Source organism: Pseudomonas sp. PDM19 (assembly GCF_014852215.1).
Lineage (GTDB): Bacteria > Pseudomonadota > Gammaproteobacteria > Pseudomonadales > Pseudomonadaceae > Pseudomonas.
The window spans coordinates 539,463-557,018 of the sequence record NZ_JACVBG010000002.1 but is presented as its reverse complement, the minus strand read 5'-3'; the positions used below and the strand labels follow the sequence as shown (position 1 = coordinate 557,018).

20 protein-coding genes are annotated in these 17,556 nt (G+C 59.1%); 5 read left to right on the top strand and 15 right to left on the bottom strand.

Annotated elements, in window-relative coordinates; genetic code table 11:
- Window positions 1-53: 53 nt before the first annotated feature.
- On the bottom strand, window positions 54-260 hold the full coding sequence (locus tag IB273_RS10860) for a hypothetical protein (protein WP_045210393.1): 207 nt from the start codon (window positions 258-260) through the stop codon (window positions 54-56).
- Between the two features lie 116 nt (window positions 261-376).
- On the bottom strand, window positions 377-814 hold the full coding sequence (locus IB273_RS10855; RefSeq protein WP_225594643.1) for a hypothetical protein: 438 nt from the start codon (window positions 812-814) through the stop codon (window positions 377-379).
- Between the two features lie 254 nt (window positions 815-1,068).
- Here IB273_RS10855 and IB273_RS10850 point away from each other — a divergent pair, with 254 nt between their 5' ends.
- The 5 genes from IB273_RS10850 to IB273_RS10830 all read left to right on the top strand — a co-directional run bounded on the left by IB273_RS10850 (window position 1,069) and on the right by IB273_RS10830 (window position 5,250).
- Window positions 1,069-2,070: a D-cysteine desulfhydrase gene (locus IB273_RS10850; RefSeq protein ID WP_081520115.1), complete on the top strand. Its 1,002-nt coding sequence runs from the start codon at window positions 1,069-1,071 to the stop codon at window positions 2,068-2,070.
- Between the two features lie 119 nt (window positions 2,071-2,189).
- A complete protein-coding gene (gene tcyJ, locus IB273_RS10845; RefSeq protein WP_081520114.1) occupies window positions 2,190-2,990 on the top strand; it encodes a cystine ABC transporter substrate-binding protein in 801 nt (266 codons plus the stop codon).
- Complete coding sequence (gene tcyL, locus IB273_RS10840; protein ID WP_171049556.1) at window positions 2,990-3,661, top strand: cystine ABC transporter permease; 672 nt, start codon at window positions 2,990-2,992, stop codon at window positions 3,659-3,661. The genes tcyJ and tcyL overlap by 1 nt, the downstream gene beginning before the upstream one ends.
- Window positions 3,658-4,425 (top strand): L-cystine ABC transporter ATP-binding protein TcyN, encoded by a 768-nt coding sequence (gene tcyN, locus IB273_RS10835; protein ID WP_192224060.1) that lies wholly within the window; start codon window positions 3,658-3,660, stop codon window positions 4,423-4,425. The genes tcyL and tcyN overlap by 4 nt, the downstream gene beginning before the upstream one ends.
- Window positions 4,426-4,551: 126 nt before the next feature.
- Window positions 4,552-5,250, top strand: a complete 699-nt coding sequence (locus IB273_RS10830; protein ID WP_151188010.1) for a pirin family protein — start codon at window positions 4,552-4,554, stop codon at window positions 5,248-5,250.
- Between the two features lie 68 nt (window positions 5,251-5,318).
- Here the strand turns inward: IB273_RS10830 and IB273_RS10825 are convergent, their stop codons facing one another.
- The 13 genes from IB273_RS10825 to IB273_RS10765 all read right to left on the bottom strand — a co-directional run bounded on the left by IB273_RS10825 (window position 5,319) and on the right by IB273_RS10765 (window position 17,553).
- Window positions 5,319-6,911, bottom strand: coding sequence for a hypothetical protein (locus IB273_RS10825; RefSeq protein WP_192224059.1), 1,593 nt, complete (start codon window positions 6,909-6,911; stop codon window positions 5,319-5,321).
- Window positions 6,912-7,082: 171 nt separating this feature from the next.
- A complete protein-coding gene (locus tag IB273_RS10820; protein WP_151188012.1) occupies window positions 7,083-7,751 on the bottom strand; it encodes an O-methyltransferase in 669 nt (222 codons plus the stop codon).
- A gap of 15 nt (window positions 7,752-7,766) precedes the next feature.
- Window positions 7,767-8,297 carry a C40 family peptidase gene (locus tag IB273_RS10815; RefSeq protein WP_081520108.1) on the bottom strand — a complete coding sequence of 177 codons (531 nt, stop codon included), beginning with the start codon at window positions 8,295-8,297 and terminating at the stop codon, window positions 7,767-7,769.
- An 80-nt stretch (window positions 8,298-8,377) separates the two neighbouring features.
- Window positions 8,378-9,004, bottom strand: coding sequence for a C40 family peptidase (locus IB273_RS10810; RefSeq protein ID WP_139791663.1), 627 nt, complete (start codon window positions 9,002-9,004; stop codon window positions 8,378-8,380).
- A gap of 69 nt (window positions 9,005-9,073) precedes the next feature.
- Window positions 9,074-9,838: an NAD-dependent deacylase gene (locus tag IB273_RS10805; RefSeq protein ID WP_192224058.1), complete on the bottom strand. Its 765-nt coding sequence runs from the start codon at window positions 9,836-9,838 to the stop codon at window positions 9,074-9,076.
- A 29-nt stretch (window positions 9,839-9,867) separates the two neighbouring features.
- Window positions 9,868-10,539: a DNA-3-methyladenine glycosylase I gene (locus tag IB273_RS10800; RefSeq protein ID WP_192224057.1), complete on the bottom strand. Its 672-nt coding sequence runs from the start codon at window positions 10,537-10,539 to the stop codon at window positions 9,868-9,870.
- Between the two features lie 19 nt (window positions 10,540-10,558).
- Window positions 10,559-11,386, bottom strand: coding sequence for a tRNA 2-thiocytidine(32) synthetase TtcA (ttcA, locus tag IB273_RS10795; protein ID WP_192224056.1), 828 nt, complete (start codon window positions 11,384-11,386; stop codon window positions 10,559-10,561).
- Between the two features lie 375 nt (window positions 11,387-11,761).
- Window positions 11,762-12,145, bottom strand: a complete 384-nt coding sequence (locus tag IB273_RS10790) for a hypothetical protein (protein ID WP_192224055.1) — start codon at window positions 12,143-12,145, stop codon at window positions 11,762-11,764.
- Between the two features lie 21 nt (window positions 12,146-12,166).
- The gene (locus IB273_RS10785) at window positions 12,167-12,514 is read right to left on the bottom strand and encodes a hypothetical protein (RefSeq protein WP_192224054.1); all 348 of its coding nucleotides are present in this window, start codon (window positions 12,512-12,514) and stop codon (window positions 12,167-12,169) included.
- Entirely contained in the window at window positions 12,511-13,488 is a 978-nt protein-coding gene (locus IB273_RS10780; protein ID WP_192224053.1) for a hypothetical protein, read from the bottom strand. The genes IB273_RS10785 and IB273_RS10780 overlap by 4 nt, the downstream gene beginning before the upstream one ends.
- Window positions 13,489-13,724: 236 nt before the next feature.
- Window positions 13,725-14,741 carry a tyrosine-type recombinase/integrase gene (locus tag IB273_RS10775; protein WP_192224052.1) on the bottom strand — a complete coding sequence of 339 codons (1,017 nt, stop codon included), beginning with the start codon at window positions 14,739-14,741 and terminating at the stop codon, window positions 13,725-13,727.
- Window positions 14,741-16,036, bottom strand: a complete 1,296-nt coding sequence (locus IB273_RS10770) for a hypothetical protein (protein WP_192224051.1) — start codon at window positions 16,034-16,036, stop codon at window positions 14,741-14,743. Before IB273_RS10770 ends, IB273_RS10775 begins: the two co-directional genes overlap by 1 nt.
- A gap of 233 nt (window positions 16,037-16,269) precedes the next feature.
- Entirely contained in the window at window positions 16,270-17,553 is a 1,284-nt protein-coding gene (locus IB273_RS10765) for a zonular occludens toxin domain-containing protein (protein WP_192224050.1), read from the bottom strand.
- Window positions 17,554-17,556 lie beyond the last annotated feature (3 nt).

The following is a 17,556-nucleotide window of genomic DNA, read 5'->3' as shown; positions in this document are numbered from 1 at the left end:
GCCAGCGCCCCCACAAGAGCGCCGGCCGACGGTGTTTCAGACGAGAGGTTGCCTCAGCGCTTGCCCATCGAGCGACGCGAGCCGCGCGGATGCGGCGGGCGGTACTCGGCCTGGTCGTGAGGCTTGCGATGCTGGTAGGCGGTTTTCGCCTGCTGCTGCGCAGCAAGGGCGGCCTTGGCCAGCTCGGCCAGGGAGAGTTTGGGTTGTTCCTGCGCGTTGTCGGCGCTTTCGTCGCGGGGCGGCTGCTGAGAGGACGTCATGGGTAGACCGGTTCTGAAAGGTTTGAAACGGTGCACATGATAGCCGAAGTCGCCCTCTTCCGGCTGCCCGCCCGCACGAGCGGCGTGGGCAGACCTTCAACCCGCAAGCAAAGCCATCAACTCGTCGGCGGGAACAGCGTGTCCGGACGGGTCACGTACTCGGTCGCTTCTGCTTCGGTCATCACCCAGATCTGGCTGATCCGGCTATCCAGGCCCATCTTGATGCCGACGAACTTGCCGGTGATCTTCGGCAGCATGCCGTAGACCATGAAGCGGTTGTTCTCGTCGCGGATGCGGATGGTGACCGACAGCGGGTAGCTGATGGTCTTCTTGTACAGCCCGATGGTGATCACCTGGCGCAACAGGCTCGGCTTCGGCCGCTTGAGGGTGATCACCGGGTACACCGCGCTATCGACGAAACCCACCATCATCCCCGAGGGAATCACCCGGTCGGCCAGCGCCGGGCTGCTCAGCCCCAGCATCAGGGCCAGTGCGCCGAGTAGCTGAAGCGTCCAGCGTTGCAGCGAAGCGCGTGAAAGTACTGCTGATGTCATCGGATTTCCCGCCCTGGTTTTCCTGTTTTCGTTATCGCCCGGTTATGGCTTCCGGATCTGAGCGTGGAGCGTAGCGGTTCGCTGCGCCGCTGTCCGCACATTGATTCACAGCCTCCGGAGATTCCCACGGCAAGTTCGCGGATCGTCGCGCGACATTCCCGTGCAGGTCGGCGTCACGCGGCCGCCGGCCACATTGCGGTCGCCCCGCGCGCGCTCTATCGTGACGCATCCCGCCGTCACTCCGAGAACCCGCCATGAGCTCCCTGCGCGAAGCCCTCGCCCGCTTTTCCCGACTCGACCTGGCCGGCGGCCCGACGCCACTGGACAAGCTGGAGCGGCTGTCCGCACAGCTGGGCCGCGAGCTGTACGTGAAGCGCGATGACACGACGCCCTTCGCCCTGGGCGGCAATAAGGTACGCAAGCTGGAGTTTCTCACCGCCGATGCCCTGAAGGCCGGCGCCGACACGCTGGTTACTGCCGGGGCTATCCAGTCCAACCATGTGCGCCAGACTGCCGCTGTCGCGGCGAAGCTGGGCCTGCGCTGCGTGGCGTTGCTGGAAAACCCCATCGGCACCGATGACCACAACTACCTGAGTAACGGCAACCGCCTGCTGCTGGACCTGTTCGGCACCGAAGTCGAACTCGTACCCAACCTCGATACCGCGGACGAGATGCTGGCGCAAACCGGCGAGCGCCTGCGCCGCGAAGGCCGCAAGCCCTACCTCGTGCCCATTGGCGGTTCCAATGCGTTGGGCGCCCTGGGTTACGTGCGCGCCGGGCTGGAACTGGCGGAGCAGATTCATGGCAGTGGCCAGGAATTCTCCGCCGTGGTGCTCGCCTCCGGCAGCGCAGGAACCCATGCCGGCCTGGCAATCGCCCTGGCCGATTCCCTGCCGGAACTGGATGTCATCGGCGTGACCGTCTCGCGTACCGACGCAGCACAACGACCGAAAGTCGAAGGGCTGGTTGAACGCACGCTGGAACTGCTCGGCCACGACGCGCCGGCCCTGCCGAAGGTGCAACTGTGGGACGAATACTTCGGACCGCGCTACGGCGAACCCAATGCCGGCACGCTAGAGGCGGTGCGCCTGCTGGCAAGCCAGGAAGGCCTGTTGCTGGACCCGGTGTACACCGGCAAGGCCATGGCCGGATTGCTCGACGGCATCCGCCGTGATCGCTTCGTGAAACCCGGGCCTATCCTGTTCCTGCACACCGGAGGTTCGCCGGCGCTGTTCGCCTACCATTCGGCGAATTGACCTACCTAATAATCAGAACTAGGTATGTAATTTTTTATTATTTTATTGCATAACGATTCTGCCCATATAGTCGCCACGCGTTGACTAACCTGCTTAAAACACCAAAAACGGGGACCACCATGACCTTCTCCGCACTGCGACGTCATTTCCTGCTTGCCAGCCTGACCCTCTCCCTCGGAGCCAGCCTCTTCGGCCAGGCCCAGGCCGCCGACGACCTGCTCGCCCAGATCAAGTCGAAAGGCGAAGTCCGCGTCGGCCTCGAGGGCACCTACCCACCCTTCAGCTTCCAGGACGAGAACGGCAAACTCGCCGGCTTCGAAGTGGACTTCTCTCACCTGATCGCCAAGGAACTGGGCGTCACCGCCAAGCTCCAGCCAACCAAGTGGGACGGCATCCTCGCCGCGCTGGAGTCCAAGCGACTGGACCTGGTGATCAACCAGGTAACCATCTCCGAGGAGCGCAAGAAGAAGTACGACTTCTCTGACGCCTATACCGTTTCCGGCATCCAGGCGCTGGTGCGCAAGGGTGACGAAGGCAAGTACGACGCGCCGGAGAAACTGGCAGGCGTGAAAGTCGGCGTGGGCCTGGGCACCAACTACGAACAGTGGCTGCGCGAACACGTGCCGCAGGCTGACGTGCGGACCTACGAAGACGACCCGACCAAGTTCCAGGACCTGCGCAGTGGCCGCATCGACGTGATCCTGGTGGACCGTCTGGCGGCCTTCGACATGGTCAACAAGACCAAAGGCGCCATGGCGCTGACCGGCGCCCCCTTCGCCCGCCAGGAAGCCGGCATCGCCCTGCGCAAGGGCAACCCCGAATTGCTCGCGGCGCTGAACAAGGCCATCGAGAAGTTCAGGGCCGACGGCACGCTGAAAAAACTGTCGGAGAAGTGGTTCCAGGCTGACGTCACCCAATGATCGAAGAAAGCCTGCAGCTTGCGCTGGATTCCGCGCCCTTCCTGTTGAAGGGCGCGGTCTTCACGGTAGTCCTCAGCGTAGGCGGCATGTTCTTCGGACTGCTGCTCGGATTCGTTCTGGCGCTGATGCGCCTGTACGGTTTCACCCCCGTGCGCTGGATCGCGCGCATCTACGTGTCGTTCTTCCGCGGCACGCCGTTGCTGGTCCAGCTCTTCATGATCTATTACGGCCTGCCCCAGGCCGGCATCGAACTCGACCCGCTGCCGGCGGCGCTGATCGGCTTCTCGCTGAACATGGCCGCCTACGTCTGCGAAATTCTCCGCGCCGCCATCGGCTCCATCGACAAAGGCCAGTGGGAAGCCGCCGCCAGCATCGGCATGACCCGTGCCGAGACCCTGCGCCGGGTGATCCTGCCGCAGGCCGCGCGCACTGCCCTGCCGCCGCTGGGCAACAGCTTCATCTCGCTGGTCAAGGACACCGCCCTGGCCGCCACCATCCAGGTCCCAGAACTGTTCCGCCAGGCCCAGCTGATCACCGCACGCACCTTCGAGGTCTTCACCATGTACCTCGCTGCGGCGCTGATCTACTGGATCCTCGCAAGCATCCTGTCGCACCTGCAGAACCGCCTGGAAGACCGGGTCAACCGCCATGACCAGGAGCACGACGCATGATCGAAGTTCGCCAGCTGACCAAGCAGTTCCGCGGCCAGGAGGTGCTCAAGGGCATCGACCTGACCGTCGAGGCCGGCGAAGTGGTCGCGATCATCGGCCCCAGCGGCTCGGGCAAGACCACCCTGCTGCGCTGCCTGAACCTGCTGGAGGCGCCCAACGGCGGAACCATCAAGGTCGGTGACATACTCATCGACGCATCCAGACCGCTCAGCGGCCAGCAGGGGCTGATCCGCAAGCTGCGCCAACACGTGGGCTTCGTCTTCCAGAACTTCAACCTGTTCCCCCACCGCACCGCGCTGGAGAACGTGGTGGAAGGCCCGATCATCGTGAAGAAGGAGCCCCGCGCCCAGGCCATCGAGCGCGCGCGCCAGTTGCTGGCGAAGGTCGGGCTGGCGGGCAAGGAGGATTCGTACCCCAAGCGCCTCTCCGGCGGCCAGCAGCAGCGCGTCGCCATCGCCCGCGCCCTGGCCATGCAGCCGGACGTGATCCTGTTCGACGAGCCCACCTCGGCACTGGACCCGGAGCTGGTCGGTGAGGTCCTGGCCACCATCCGCGGCCTGGCCCAGGAAAAGCGCACCATGGTCATCGTCACCCACGAGATGAGCTTTGCCCGCGACGTCGCGAACCGGGCGATCTTCATCGACAAGGGCGTGATCGTCGAACAGGGAGACGCCAAGGCGCTGTTCGCCCATCCCCGGGAAGAGCGCACTCGCCAGTTCCTCAGCAAGTTCCTCGACCAGGGTGAGAAGCGCGCAGCCGAATAAAATCGAATTATTCGATCAATATACGCCGATATTTGCGCTTTTTTATCGATCAAGTGCGAGAGAAGATAGTCCCATGAACCGCGCGGACTGGCCCACCGGCGAGCCGCGCCCCACGAGGACTAAGTCATGATCGAACGCAGACCCTTCCAGCAACTCGGCGGCGCCAACCACGGCTGGCTCAACGCCAAGCACCACTTCTCCTTCGCCGAATACTACGACGCCGAGCGTATGGACTGGGGCAACCTCCGCGTCTGGAACGATGACGAAATCGCCGCCGGCACCGGCTTCCCGCCGCACCCTCACCGCGAGATGGAAATCATCACCTATGTCCGCCAGGGTGCGATCACCCACCAGGACAGCCTGGGCAACAAGGGCCGTACTGAAGCGGGCGATGTGCAGGTGATGAGCGCTGGCTCGGGCATCGTGCACTCCGAGTACAACCTGGAGAAGGATGTCACCAAGATCTTCCAGATCTGGATCATCCCTTCGGTACGCGGCGGCACGCCGTCCTGGGGCGCCAAACCCTTCCCGAAAGGCGACCGCGCCGGGCGTTTCGTGACCCTGGCCAGCGGCTATGAGAACGACACCGACGCCCTGCGCATCCGCGCCGAAGGCCGCCTGGTCGCCGCCACCCTGAAGGCCGGCCAGACCGCCGAGTACGAACTGGGCAACGGTCGCCGCGCCTACCTGGTGCCGGCAACCGGCAAGGTCGAGGTCAACGGTGTCGAACTGCAGGCCCGCGACGGTGCCGCCATCGCCGACGAGACGATGGTGAAGGTCACGGCGCTGGAAGACAGCGAAGTGATTCTGGTCGACGTAGCCTGATTCAGGCGCAGGAAACAAAAAAGGCACGCCAACTGGCGTGCCTTTTTTGTTTCTCAAGAATGACAAAATCAGCGCTGCACATTCAGCATGGCGGCGCAGGAGCCGGGTTTTGCATATAGCACAGTACCTGCCGGCAAGGTAGGAATGGAAAGCTCTTGGTAGTGCTCTCTGATATATGTGAGCAATAACCCATAGGTATTGGCCAGTTTTAGCCGCTCCAGCAAATCGACGGTATTTTCCGGCGCAAGCAGGATCAACTGCGTATCGCCAATCGCTGCGATGTGCTTACGCTGGAACTCTGGTGAGCGCTGATAGAGGTAATACATCTCCCAAAATGGCGCCTTCAGCCCCAGGAAAGCGTAAACCCCAGGGAAACTAGGCGCAGCCATGAACTCGCCATCCTTCAAAGAGCATTTTGCGGCGATTGCCCTTACTGTCTCCAGCACATCGGCTTGTGAGCGGTAGAGCAGAAATTTCTTACTGCCCATCGACACGGGCTGTACGCTTTGCGGATTGGCCTTTTGCGCGCGGAGCATTTGTACGATCGGTTCTGAAGGTAGCCAGGCCAACAGCACCACCAAGGTAGCCGCCACCGATAGGACGGGCGTCAGCCTTCGCCATCCGGGTTGTCGCGATGACAGGTAAAGCAGTATGAACACGACCGGAACTGCCGGCAGAACCGATTGCGCGATATGCCCGAAGTCGGCCCTGTCGAAAGCCTGGTGGAGATAGGGTAGGCCAGCAATGCTTGCAGCCCCCAGGAGCAATCGCTGCGGCATTTGACGAGCGATGGCCAATCCAGTGACCGGAAGCAGAAGGCCGCCGGTGAGGTAGAGGGCCGGCACTAAAAGGCAGAGAAGGCCAACCGCGATGGCTTGTAGTTGCTCAAGGGTCAGTGCCTGGTACCAGTCCACGCGCCAGGGAAACGGAATGGGCAATGGCAACTGCCATTGCGAAGTCAAGAGCACCGAGTCAATGAATACCTTGCGGAACTCCACATTGCCCAGGAAAAGCAAAATCACGGGAAGATAACCGACAATCACTCCAGCAGAAAAACTGCGGAAGCCCATAAAGAAGAGGTTCTTTCTCCCAATTCGTACTAGGTAGGCTCCGGTAAGGATCGCCGCGACGACAAAGAACACCCCATGGTTCCTGCCAACCATGGCCGCAACACCAGTTGCCAGACCGAACAACATCCAACGCTTGGCCGAGCCCGGCTTGAGCAGCGTCTCGAATACAACGCAAACCAGGATCAAGGACAAGCTCTGCTCAAATATCTTGTGCCGAGGAAAACCAAACCCCACTAGCAGAACCACCACGCACCCCACCCTCCAGAGCACAGGGATGCGCGCACGACATAAGGCAAACCAGGCTGCCGCGAGGCCCAGCGCGCCAAACAGCGAACAGGAGAGCAACAAGGTGAACAGCCCGGCATCGCCGGCCAGGCGAAAAATCATCGCATTCCAGTAATAGCGCCCCGGGTCGTAGCTGAAGAAATCAAGTAGCGGAATCTCGCCCAGTGCAGCCCTTTGCGAGCCGTACCAGAGCAATCCCTCATCTGCCCAACCAAAACCGAACCTCCATTGCACGAGGAATGCGAACACTGACAGCAGTAATGCCCCCGGGAGTGCCTCTCGCAGGCAATGGCGGGTATCCCTCACTTCGGCGCATCCAGCTCCACACACGCTTATTGCCCTACTCATCTTATTTTCGAGTCAACATCTCTGTGATTTGAAGAAACAGCTCGGCCGATTCCAAGCGAAACAAAGTAGCCCCGCCGAGGTCGCGACGTTGAGCAAACCGACTGGCCAGCTGCGATTGGCACTACAGCGTCATTTTGCGCACTTGCGGCAGAGGCTCATGCCATCACCGATCGGCACCAGCGAGTAATCCACGCGCTCATCCGTCTTCAGCGCCAGATTGAGCTGCTGGATCGCCCGTGTGTCCACACTTTCAGGATTCGCCTCCAGCACCCGTCCACTCCACAGCACGTTGTCGAAGATCACCAGGCCGCCCTCGCGCAGCAGGGTCAGGGCGTGCTCCAGATAGGCGGGATAGTTCGCCTTGTCCGCGTCGATGAAGACCAGGTCGAAGCTGCCTTGCTGATCGCCAGCCACCAGGGCCTCCAATGTGGCCAGAGCGGGGCCGAGGCGCAGTTCGATGCGCGAATCGACGCCAGCGTCACGCCAGTAGCCTCGAGCGATTTCGTTGTGCTCACCGGGAAGATCACAGCAGAGGATGTGGCCGCCTTCTGGCAAAGCTTCGGCCATGCACAGGGCGCTGTAGCCGGTGAACGTGCCGATCTCGAGGATGCGTTTGGCGCCGGTCAGCCTGACCAGCAGGGCAAGGAACTGCCCCTGTTCCGGAGCGACCTGCCAGCGGGACATCGGCAGGTTGGCCGTCTCGGCGCGCAGGCGTGCCTTGACGGGGGAATCGCGCAGGGAAACGTCGAGAAGGTACTGGTAGAGAGAGTCGTCCAGGTTCAGCGTGCGGGTGGTCATGGGCCCTCCTGAAGATCAGGGGTGGAGGGCGAGACTCTGCACGGCGAGGACACGCTTGGCTTCCAGGAAGGCTTTCTGCCAGTAGGCGCTGTCAAGGCTGTCCAGGCGCACGGTCCCGCCCGTTCTGGGCGCATGAACGAAGCGCCCTTCCCCGACATAGATACCTGCATGGCTGACGCCACGTCCACCGCTGGTGGCGAAGAACACCAGATCGCCGCTTTGCAGGGACTCACGGCCAACTGTGGGCGCGCGCAGGGTAATCATCTCGCGGGTGGAGCGCGGCAGCATCAGGCCGGTGGCATCGCGGTAGACATAGCCAATCAGACCACTGCAATCGAATCCGCCGTCGGGCGTGTTGCCGCCCCAGCGATAGGGAGTACCGACCAGGCCAATGGCACGGATCAGGACATCGTCAGCAGCCTGGGTGTTGTAGACGGGAGCAGTGGGCGCATTCACCACGGGGGGCGGCGACGGCGGGGTACGACTGGCACAGGCGGCCAGCGAGGCGAGAGCAGCGAGGAGAATGATGCGCTGAGGAACGAGCATGTGATGGCATCCCGTCAAGGAGTGCCATCACTTTGTACCAACAGTGACTTGAGCGCAATACTTAAAGTAAAACTTTAAGTTTAGCGAGTCACTGTCTTCGGCTCGAAGCCGGGCTCGAGTACGCGCTTGGCTTCCATATAGCTCAGGCGCCAGTAGCTCTCGTCCAGGCTGTCCACTCGCACACCACCGCCACGGCGGCTGGCGGAGTGGATGAACTGTCCGTCACCGATGTAGATGCCGGCATGGCTGACCCGACCGCGACCACGGTTGTTGAAGAAGATCAGGTCGCCCGGCTGCAGGTCTTCTTTCGAGACCAGCGGGACATCCATGTTGATCATCTCACGCGTGGAGCGCGGCAGGCTGATGCCTGCTTCTTCGCGGAACAGATAGCCCACGAAACCGCTGCAATCGAAGCCGGTCCGCTCGGATTTCCCGCCAAAACGGTACGGCGTACCGATCAGCGAGAACGCGCGATCCAGAATATCGGATACATGGGCAGTCGAACTGCCGTTATCGTTTTTGGCCCCCTCGTCCTGCGACTCATTCATCAGCGCTATGTTGTGCTGATTGACCTGGAACGCTGCTCGAGTGGCAGGCACTGAAGCGACCTGGTTCGGCTGCGATTCCGGCGAATGGCTGGCGCAAGCTGCCAGCAGCAGAACGAAACTCATGGGCACGAGGGGTGCTAAGCGTTTAAGCATGGGCACGACCGTGTCTCATTAGCTCCATTTATTAGCGGGCTAATTTGCCCGCTCAATGGGGCCAATGCAAGTTTTTTATCGAGGAATGTGACTTAGCAGGCGCGGCATAATGTCTAAGGCTCGACCAACCATTCTTTCTTCGACCACCGAACTGAGGTCGGTCAGACCCGGATTTACCTCGGCGGTAAAGCCTCCCGCGTCCCGCGTGCGCAGCACCGGCTCGATGATATAGGGGAAGCTCGCCGTGGTCCCCACCAGCAGAACGGCATCGAATCCCTTGCGCAATTGCGCATAGAGCGTGTCGATCGCCTCCTCCGGCAGCATCTCCTCGAACAGCACCACTGGCGGGCGCAATACGCCTGCACAGCGCGCGCATTTCGGCGGCAGCGGGCCATCGAGATGCCCGGCCAGTTCGCTGCTTTCCAGACCGCACGACTGGCAGTACAGCGGCGCCAGCTCGCCATGAATCTCGATCAGCCGCTCCGTCGGCGAACCAGCACGACGATGGAAGCCATCGATGTTCTGCGTCAGCACCCAGCACTCCGGCTTGAGCCGTTGCAGTTCGGCAATAGCGTCGTGGCCGGCGTTGGGTTGCGCACTCAGACAGGCCTTGCCCAGTTCAGCCAGGTACTTCCAGCACAGCGCCGGGTCCTTCTGCAGCATTGGGCCGGAGATCGCCACTTCGATGGGTATCCCTTCCGCCGTGCGTCCGTTGTAAAGACCGCCCAGGCCGCGATAGGTCGGCATGCCCGAGTCCGCGGACAGCCCGGCGCCAGTGATCACCAGGATGCGTTCGGCGCGGCCCAGTGCCGCGCCGGTGCGTTCGACGGCCGAAGCCATGCGCCCCTCCCTCGCGGCCGGGCCGCGCGTCAGTGATTGACCGTGTACGACAGCATCATCGAGATATGGCACAGCGGCCGGCCGCTTTGTTCCTGCCAGGTGTTGAACGCAGTTTGAACCAGCGCCAGGTCCTTCAGGCTGGTCGGCGTCTTGTCGACGATTTCCTGGGCCTTGAGCGCCGCGACCACATCATCGCTGAGAACGAAGGTGTCCTTCCCGGCCATGCGCAGGAAGCGCGGCGCGGACATGCCGCCCAACTGATTGCCCCGCTTGGCCAGCAGCTTCCAAAGGCTGACGATATCGCTGGACGGCCAGTCGGCCAGCAGTTTGCCGAAGCTGCCGTATTCCCGAGCGATGTCGAGGACGAACTGGGCGTTGAGCGGCACGCTCTTGAGCTTGCCGAGGTGACGGATCAGCCGAGTGTCCTGCATCAGGTTTTCCAGGCGCTCACCGCCCATCAGTACGACCTTCTCCGGATCGAAGCCAAAGAAGACCTCCTCGAAGGCCGGCCACTTGGCATCCACCAGACTGTGCTTGAGCCCCGCGCGGAAGATGCGCAGGCTGATCAGCGACAGGTAGCGATCATCACTGACCGCCGCCAGCTGGGCCGGGGACCTGGCCTGCGGCAGACGGGCTTCCAACGCTTCGACCGAGCCGAAGCGGTTCAGGCAGTATTCGTACAGCCACGGGTAATCGCGCATCGGGCGTCCTTGCGAGGTCTTACAGGTTCATCACGTCGAGGAAGCGCGGAGTGGCGGTCTCGTCGATGCGTAGGCTGTTGAAGTCGAACAGGTTGCGATCGGCCAGTTGCGACGGCACCACGTTCTGCAGGGCGCGGAACATGATTTCGGTGCGGCCCGGCGACTTGCGCTCCCATTCCAGCAACATTTCCTTGACCACCTGCCGCTGCAGGTTTTCCTGCGAGCCGCACAGGTTGCACGGGATGATCGGGAACTCCTTGAGCAACGAGTAGGCCTCGATGTCCTTCTCGTTGCAGTACGCCAGCGGACGGATCACCACGTTGCGGCCATCGTCGGACAACAGCTTGGGCGGCATGGCCTTGAGGGTGCCGCCGTAGAACATATTAAGGAAGAAGGTTTCCAGGATGTCGTCACGATGGTGCCCCAGCGCCATCTTGGTCGCGCCAATCTCGTCGGCGTAGGTATAGAGGGTGCCACGGCGCAGGCGCGAGCATAGCGAGCAGGTGGTCTTGCCCTCCGGGATCTTCTCCTTCACCACCGAGTAGGTGTCCTTCTCGATGATGTGGTACTGCACGCCGACGGACTCCAGGTACGCCGGCAGCACGTGCTCGGGGAAGCCAGGCTGCTTCTGGTCCATGTTCACCGCAACGATCTCGAACTGGATCGGCGCGACCTTCTGCAGGTACAGCAGGATGTCCAGCAGGGTGTAGCTGTCCTTGCCGCCGGACAGGCAGACCATCACCTTGTCGCCGTCCTCGATCATGTTGAAGTCGGTGACCGCTTCGCCAACCTGGCGGCGCAGGCGTTTCTGCAGTTTGTTCTGGTTGACCGAAAGGGTGCTGGCCATGGTGCTCTGGAATCCGAAGGGCAAGACGAAAAGCCGGTCATTTTACGCGCAAATCGCCAACGGCGGACACCAGACTCTTAAATCACTGATCTAAAAGACAATTTTTCATCAACACCGTAAAGGGTGTCGAAGAAGTGTCGAAGGCTAAGGAGCGGTCCTAGCGGACCGACCAGAAGGAATCCTCACGGCGGTTAAGACCTAGCTGACAGGTTAGTATGTTTGAACTTGCCCCTCACTACCGACGCTGGCCAACCATCGAAGCGGATGCTTACTCCAAAGCAGAACGCCTTTAAGCTCGAAAAGGAAACCAATCTACCGAAACGATTAGGGCCACCTTGACAACTAAAAGGCACCTTCAACAACTCATACAAATCGTCAATCATTAAAACCTGACAACACCTCAATTATTCTAACAGCGGCATGCCTAGCACATTTTTTCGAAATAGATTTTCTATGTGAAGCGTCATCCCGAGGAGTGGTTGGAGTGGGGTACTCTCTCTGATCTGTCGCCTGAATCTCTTCCGTCTCATTACCAGGAAAAACAATCACTGCAAAAACTTCGCACTTATAAACTGTCTTATCAAAAGAGTTCCCAGGAACGGAAGAAGTAAGGGAATAGTCGACATTGATAGCTGTCGTCTCTGGAGAAGCCAGTCCAATTTCATGACCGGCCCCTTTAGCTTCAGCCTCAAGAACACTGAGAATATCATCTTGAACCGGATCGCATGTAGAATCCTGAAATGCTATGGATACTTTCATTCCTATATCCTACAAATAATTTCACTTACCCAGAACCAGCCCAGCAAGCGCCACCCCTAACGCTTGCAATAAATTCTCCACCACGCCGACAAATTTAGCCATGGTATCCAGGGTCTCAGAAAATTTACCAACCTTATCTATAGTACCTTGAATTTCTTTATTTACCTCACCAAGTTCCTTGGCCAACCCTCTAAGCTTATCCGTATTTAACTCAAAGGAATTTTTTATCAGCTTTCGCTGATAGAAGTACAAGCTTTCCGAAACATCTTCAAGCCGATTCCAATCAGGCCCTCTATCCTGCTCAGTCATCAATGAATTGACATCATAAATCACATCACCAATGAGATTAATAATTTCCTGACGAGTCATTTTCCTTCCTCCTGTGCGTTGCGAATAGTCTCAATCGACTCACTGATCATTACAGCTCGCGAAACAAACACATCCATGGCCTCAGTTAGCTGCGCGAAATCCTGGGGACTCTTACTGCTGTTCGCATAAGTAACCAATTGACTGTGCGCATCACGCATAGCATTAAAACCCGGCGCTGGATTTGTTGTGATAAATGCATCCCACTTATCCTCGACAGCTTTAACCTCGGAGGCGGTCTTCTTGCGTTCGGAAGCTGGATATTTGCTTACCTTTATCGGCTTCCCATTATCATCCTTACAAGCCGCGCCTTCCGATTGGCAGTTATAATCATCGACCGACACCTGACGAGCAATCACCAAATCGGACCTTTGAGCCGCATAGAGGTTACGCATATCTTCCTCTATGGAGTCAATTAGTGCATCAACCTTCTTATTTGATTGATTTATTGCTGATTTCAACTCAGCATTAATTTTTTGCTCAATCACCATGCTAGCTATTTTTCCAGCCAACTCTGCAAACGGGCCGGCAAGGTTTTCGGTTGCCCTCGACCCATTAACCCCCTGACTCTCGTTTACTGCACCCTTTAAGCTACTCACAGCCGTGCTAAGTTTTCGCGCGGAAGTTACCGCCTTATCAGCCGAGTCGTTACTAGCAAGAGCCAGAAGAAGCTCACCGTGCTTCGCCAATGTATCGAGCGCATCCATTCGTACCTGTAAAGCGTCTGCACTAATCAACTTAGACTGTTCAATACTTTTAAAGGTTATTCGCTCATTCTTTGCCGTCAGCTGGTCAATCAATGCATCTCTTGATTTTTTATTCGCCAACGTATACTGGGTTCGCGCACTCTCAATAACAATTGTTGAAGCTTTTTGATATTTTATTATCGGGTCAGTGTAAGACGCAGGAGTTACGCAACCCGCCAATAGAAAAACAGCCGATAGCAAGAAGACATTCATTCCAAATTGTATTTTCATTCTAGTTTCCTGCTGCGCGATTTTATTCCTGATAAATCTTTCTGAGCGTAGCGAGAGCGGAAAAACAAGGACAAGAAAAATGTGACAGGCATCACACTTACATAATCACCAGTAGAAATTCCTTTTATTCGAAATTGTGCTTTAAGTGAAATTATGTAAAGCAGGCGATACAGCAAGAGAAAAAACATGCATACAGCGAGCAGCAGCAGAGTTTCCAATACAAGGTCACATGCATATCAGACAACTGTGTCCATCATAGGAAGCGCGTCGTAGGCCGATAATGGATTGAGCCGAACAGCGTCCTGGAGATATTCCGGCGACAAGTGAGCGTAACGCATCGTCATGTTCAGCGAGGTGTGCCCAAGAATCTCCTTGAGCGCCAAGATGTTGCCCCCGTTCATCATGAAGTGCGACGCGAAGGTGTGGCGCAGAACGTGGGTGCACTGACCACGCGGCAGCTCGATATTGCAGCGCTTCACCATACGGGCGAATGCCTCTCGGCAGAACGGAAAACGGTCTTTCTTGGCGAAGTAGGCCTCAAGGCGATCTTGCAGCTCCTGGCAGATTGGCACCGTCCGTACTCGCTTCGACTTGGTGTTGGCAAACACCACACAGCCGACACGAACCATCGGCCAAGTCAGACGTTGAGCTTCCGACCATCGCGCTCCTGTAGCCAAGCAGATCTCTGAAATCAGAGCCAAGTGGGGGAACGTCGAGTAATCTCGCAGTGCAGACACCAAGGTCGCGACCTGAGCTTTCGACAAGAACGACACCACATCCTGCTGAGGCTTTAGGGGCTTCAACGTGTCCAGGGGATTGGCATAGTCGATGTCACCGAGTCGGCGCAGCTCGGTATAGATAGACTTTAGGTAGGAATACCGCACGTTGATCGAGCGCGGGAGCGCCCCCTCCTCCAACTCCACCTTACGCAGTGCCACCAAGTCAGAGACAGTGAAGGTCTGAGCGATGGGATTCCCCAGCTTCGCAGCGATGAACAGCAGCATGTTCCTGCGACGTCGCCCGCTGGTGATCGCATGCCCGTGCAGCTCGTACCACCGCTCTATGAGTTGAGACAGCCGGCGCGTGTCCTTCGGCCTGGGATTCCACTCCGGCGTCACTGCCAGCTTTGCACGTACCGAAGCTTCGAAGCGTTGGGCCTCCCCCTTGGTCTTGAACCGCTTGCGAAAGCGCTTCCCCTTGATGGGCTCGACGTCGACGAACCAACGGCCATCCTCCAGCTTGGTGATCGCCATCAGATCGCGTACCCCCGCTTCAAGTACCGATCATTTATGAGTCCAATGATGTGTCTTTCGAGGTCGCGGCTGCTGTAGCCCTTGGCGGTGTAGTGATCCTCGATCACATGCCAAAAGGGCAAAGTACGCCCGACCTCTAAGGCTTTTTTTGGTGGTACGCGCTCCCGTGCAATGAGGCTGGCAAACTGGCCCAGGAACATCTCACAGTTCTTGCCGGAGAAGCCCTGAGCCGTCTTGTAGTAGCGGCGGTATTCGGTGCGATCAATGAGCGGATCGGCCTCTACCTGCACCTGGGTATCCAGGGTGATGAGCGACCAGAACGGATTGAACTCCTTCGGGCTGTCCAACAGCCGGAAGCTCTCACAGGCGTAGCCCCACAGGCCTTGCAGGTGCGGGCATAGTCCCGCGTAGGTGCGGCAGCCGATTACCTCACCAGAGGTCATGGTGGAGCCTTCGGAGAACTGCTGAACCACCGAATGGTGGAAGCGAAACTCGATACGCCAAACCGTTTCTAGCGGGTTGTAAGCAGGGTCACCATCACCGAAGGGATCGCCATTCAGGTTGGCCCAAACGCATTCCCAATAGTCGAGCTTGTCGGTTGTCCGGGCTTGGAGCGTTTTGTTGTAGATGCACAGTTGCAGCCCGCTGGCCGAGCCGAACATGTACGTTTCACCACGTCCGTACACCGAGGCGTTGCCATCGAACTCGATACGCTCGATGCCGCTGATCTGGCGAACACGCCGGGACCGGCAATGCATGCGATCCACCAAGTCAGACGGAGGCGTCCAACCCTGCACGTCGAGCGCAAGATGCACTGCACATTGATTGGTTTCGCAGGCCGAGAGCACGCCAGCGGCCAGGTCATCGAGCATACCTTGCAGGATCGACGGATCGGCGCCATCCAGGGCATGTGGCGACACTTCGATCTTGAGGTGCGGGCCGATGTTCTCCAGTTTCACGTTATGGTTCTTGATCAACAGGATCAGACCCATGTCAGCGTTCTGTAGCCGGTACTGGTAGCCGGAATCACGACCGATGCGCCCCTTGGCCCACTGGTAGCCGGCAAACTCCACGATGTCTTCCGGCTCATCGAAGATCGCCATGACCTCGGGCCGAATCAGACCGTTGTACAACTGCCGGACTGTATCCACGCCGCAACGCAACAGGCGCACACCGGAAAGATCGGTGAACTCCCCTGCCCTACTGCTGAAAAAGATGCGCCCTTTGGGCGACTCGAAGAACTGCCCGTCTTCCTGAAGTGTTGCGCGTATCTGGTGTTCTGCTGCCTTAGTCATGATTCAAACCTATCCAATGCTATCCAATGAGTAACTGGGTTATCCGACGTGTTACAGGGTCGTCGGCCGCGCCTTCGGCCTACCGCTCGTGCCTGGCGCTCCCGGCCGGCGGCGCGGCTCGCCGACTCAAAACGGAAACGCCCCGACCGGCTGCATCACCTGCAAGGCGGTGAGAAAGCCGAGCGCATACGCGAGCGCAAGCAGCCCAAGGGCGTTGATCAAGCCGTGCAGGGTCATTGGGTCCTCCAGGGGCGTGCGGGGTATTCGGAATCGGGGACGATGGTCAGCGTTGGCCCAGGGGGCGCTGCTGGGGCGGCTACGAGTTCTACGGGCGTTGCTGCGGGTGGCTGCGCTTGTCTGGGGAAGGCTCCGGCGCACACGATGGTTTCGTGGTACTCGCCGTAGGACAGCTCAGCCACGCATTCCGAACGGGCCTTCACGCCGTAGCCGGATTCGCCCATCTGCCAGGAATTGAGCATCAGCCGGCGTCCTTCGGAGTCGGTGATGACGAACATGTACATCTCGCGCTGCATGCCCTTCACCAGCCCTTTCACGCGGGCCGCCACGGCGATTTGTCGGCCCGCGAAGGGATGCTCAGCTAGTGGAAGAGTCGAAACACCTGATTGGCCAAAAACAGCACCAGCAGGAAGAGCGCGATTCGCAGTAGTAGGCGTTTGAGCAGGTAGAGCAGCCCCTTGAGGATGAGGCTCGCCGACTTGCTGAGGATGGGCAGAATCAGGGTTTTGCTGAGCCCCACCACCGACGACCTTGAGAGGTCCCATATAGCTGACAAAGCCAATAGTGCCGGCCAGCAATGCCAGTAGAAGAACCAACTTAGGCGACCGGAGCAGGCTTTTCCCTGCCTTGGTGTCCTGGGTCTTTCCGGTGGCGGTGGACTGGTAGAGGCGGAAGGTCTGCTTTCGGATTCGCTTGTATTCGACGATGGTGCCGTCAGCGGGTGGTCGGTTGAGCTGGGCGTCATGCTGGGCCTCCTTGTAGCGGCCAGGAATGCCGATCACTGCGAGGTTGGAGTGCTTGTAGGCCATCTCGCAGGTCATGCGGATGTCGTCGCGGATGTAGCTGATGTTCGGGGTGGTGAGGACGATGTCCCAGTTGAAGTGGCGGTGGCGGGTCCAGGCATCCAGCCAGCCCATGGGGCGATCCGCTTCGTGCGCCGCCTCGGGGCCACCAGGGAAATCGAACTTCTCCAGATCGCGTTCACGCCAGGACTTGGGAAACAGCAACTGGGTTTCGTCGAAGATCAGGAACGCGCCCCGCGGTGCCCACTGAAACCACGTGCGCATCTTTTCGAGGTCGGCCAGCGACTCCAGATCGAGGTTGATGATCTGCGCGGTGTTGGGGAGATCAGGGAAGACGGTGTAAGCCCGCTCCAGGGTGAAGCCCCGGACGTTGGTGATGATGACGCGACCTTCCTTGAGGGCGGGGACGGCATCGTCCTGAATCGCGCCGGAGGTTTTGTACGAGCCGTTGGGGCCATGGTGAATCTTGATGGACACAGA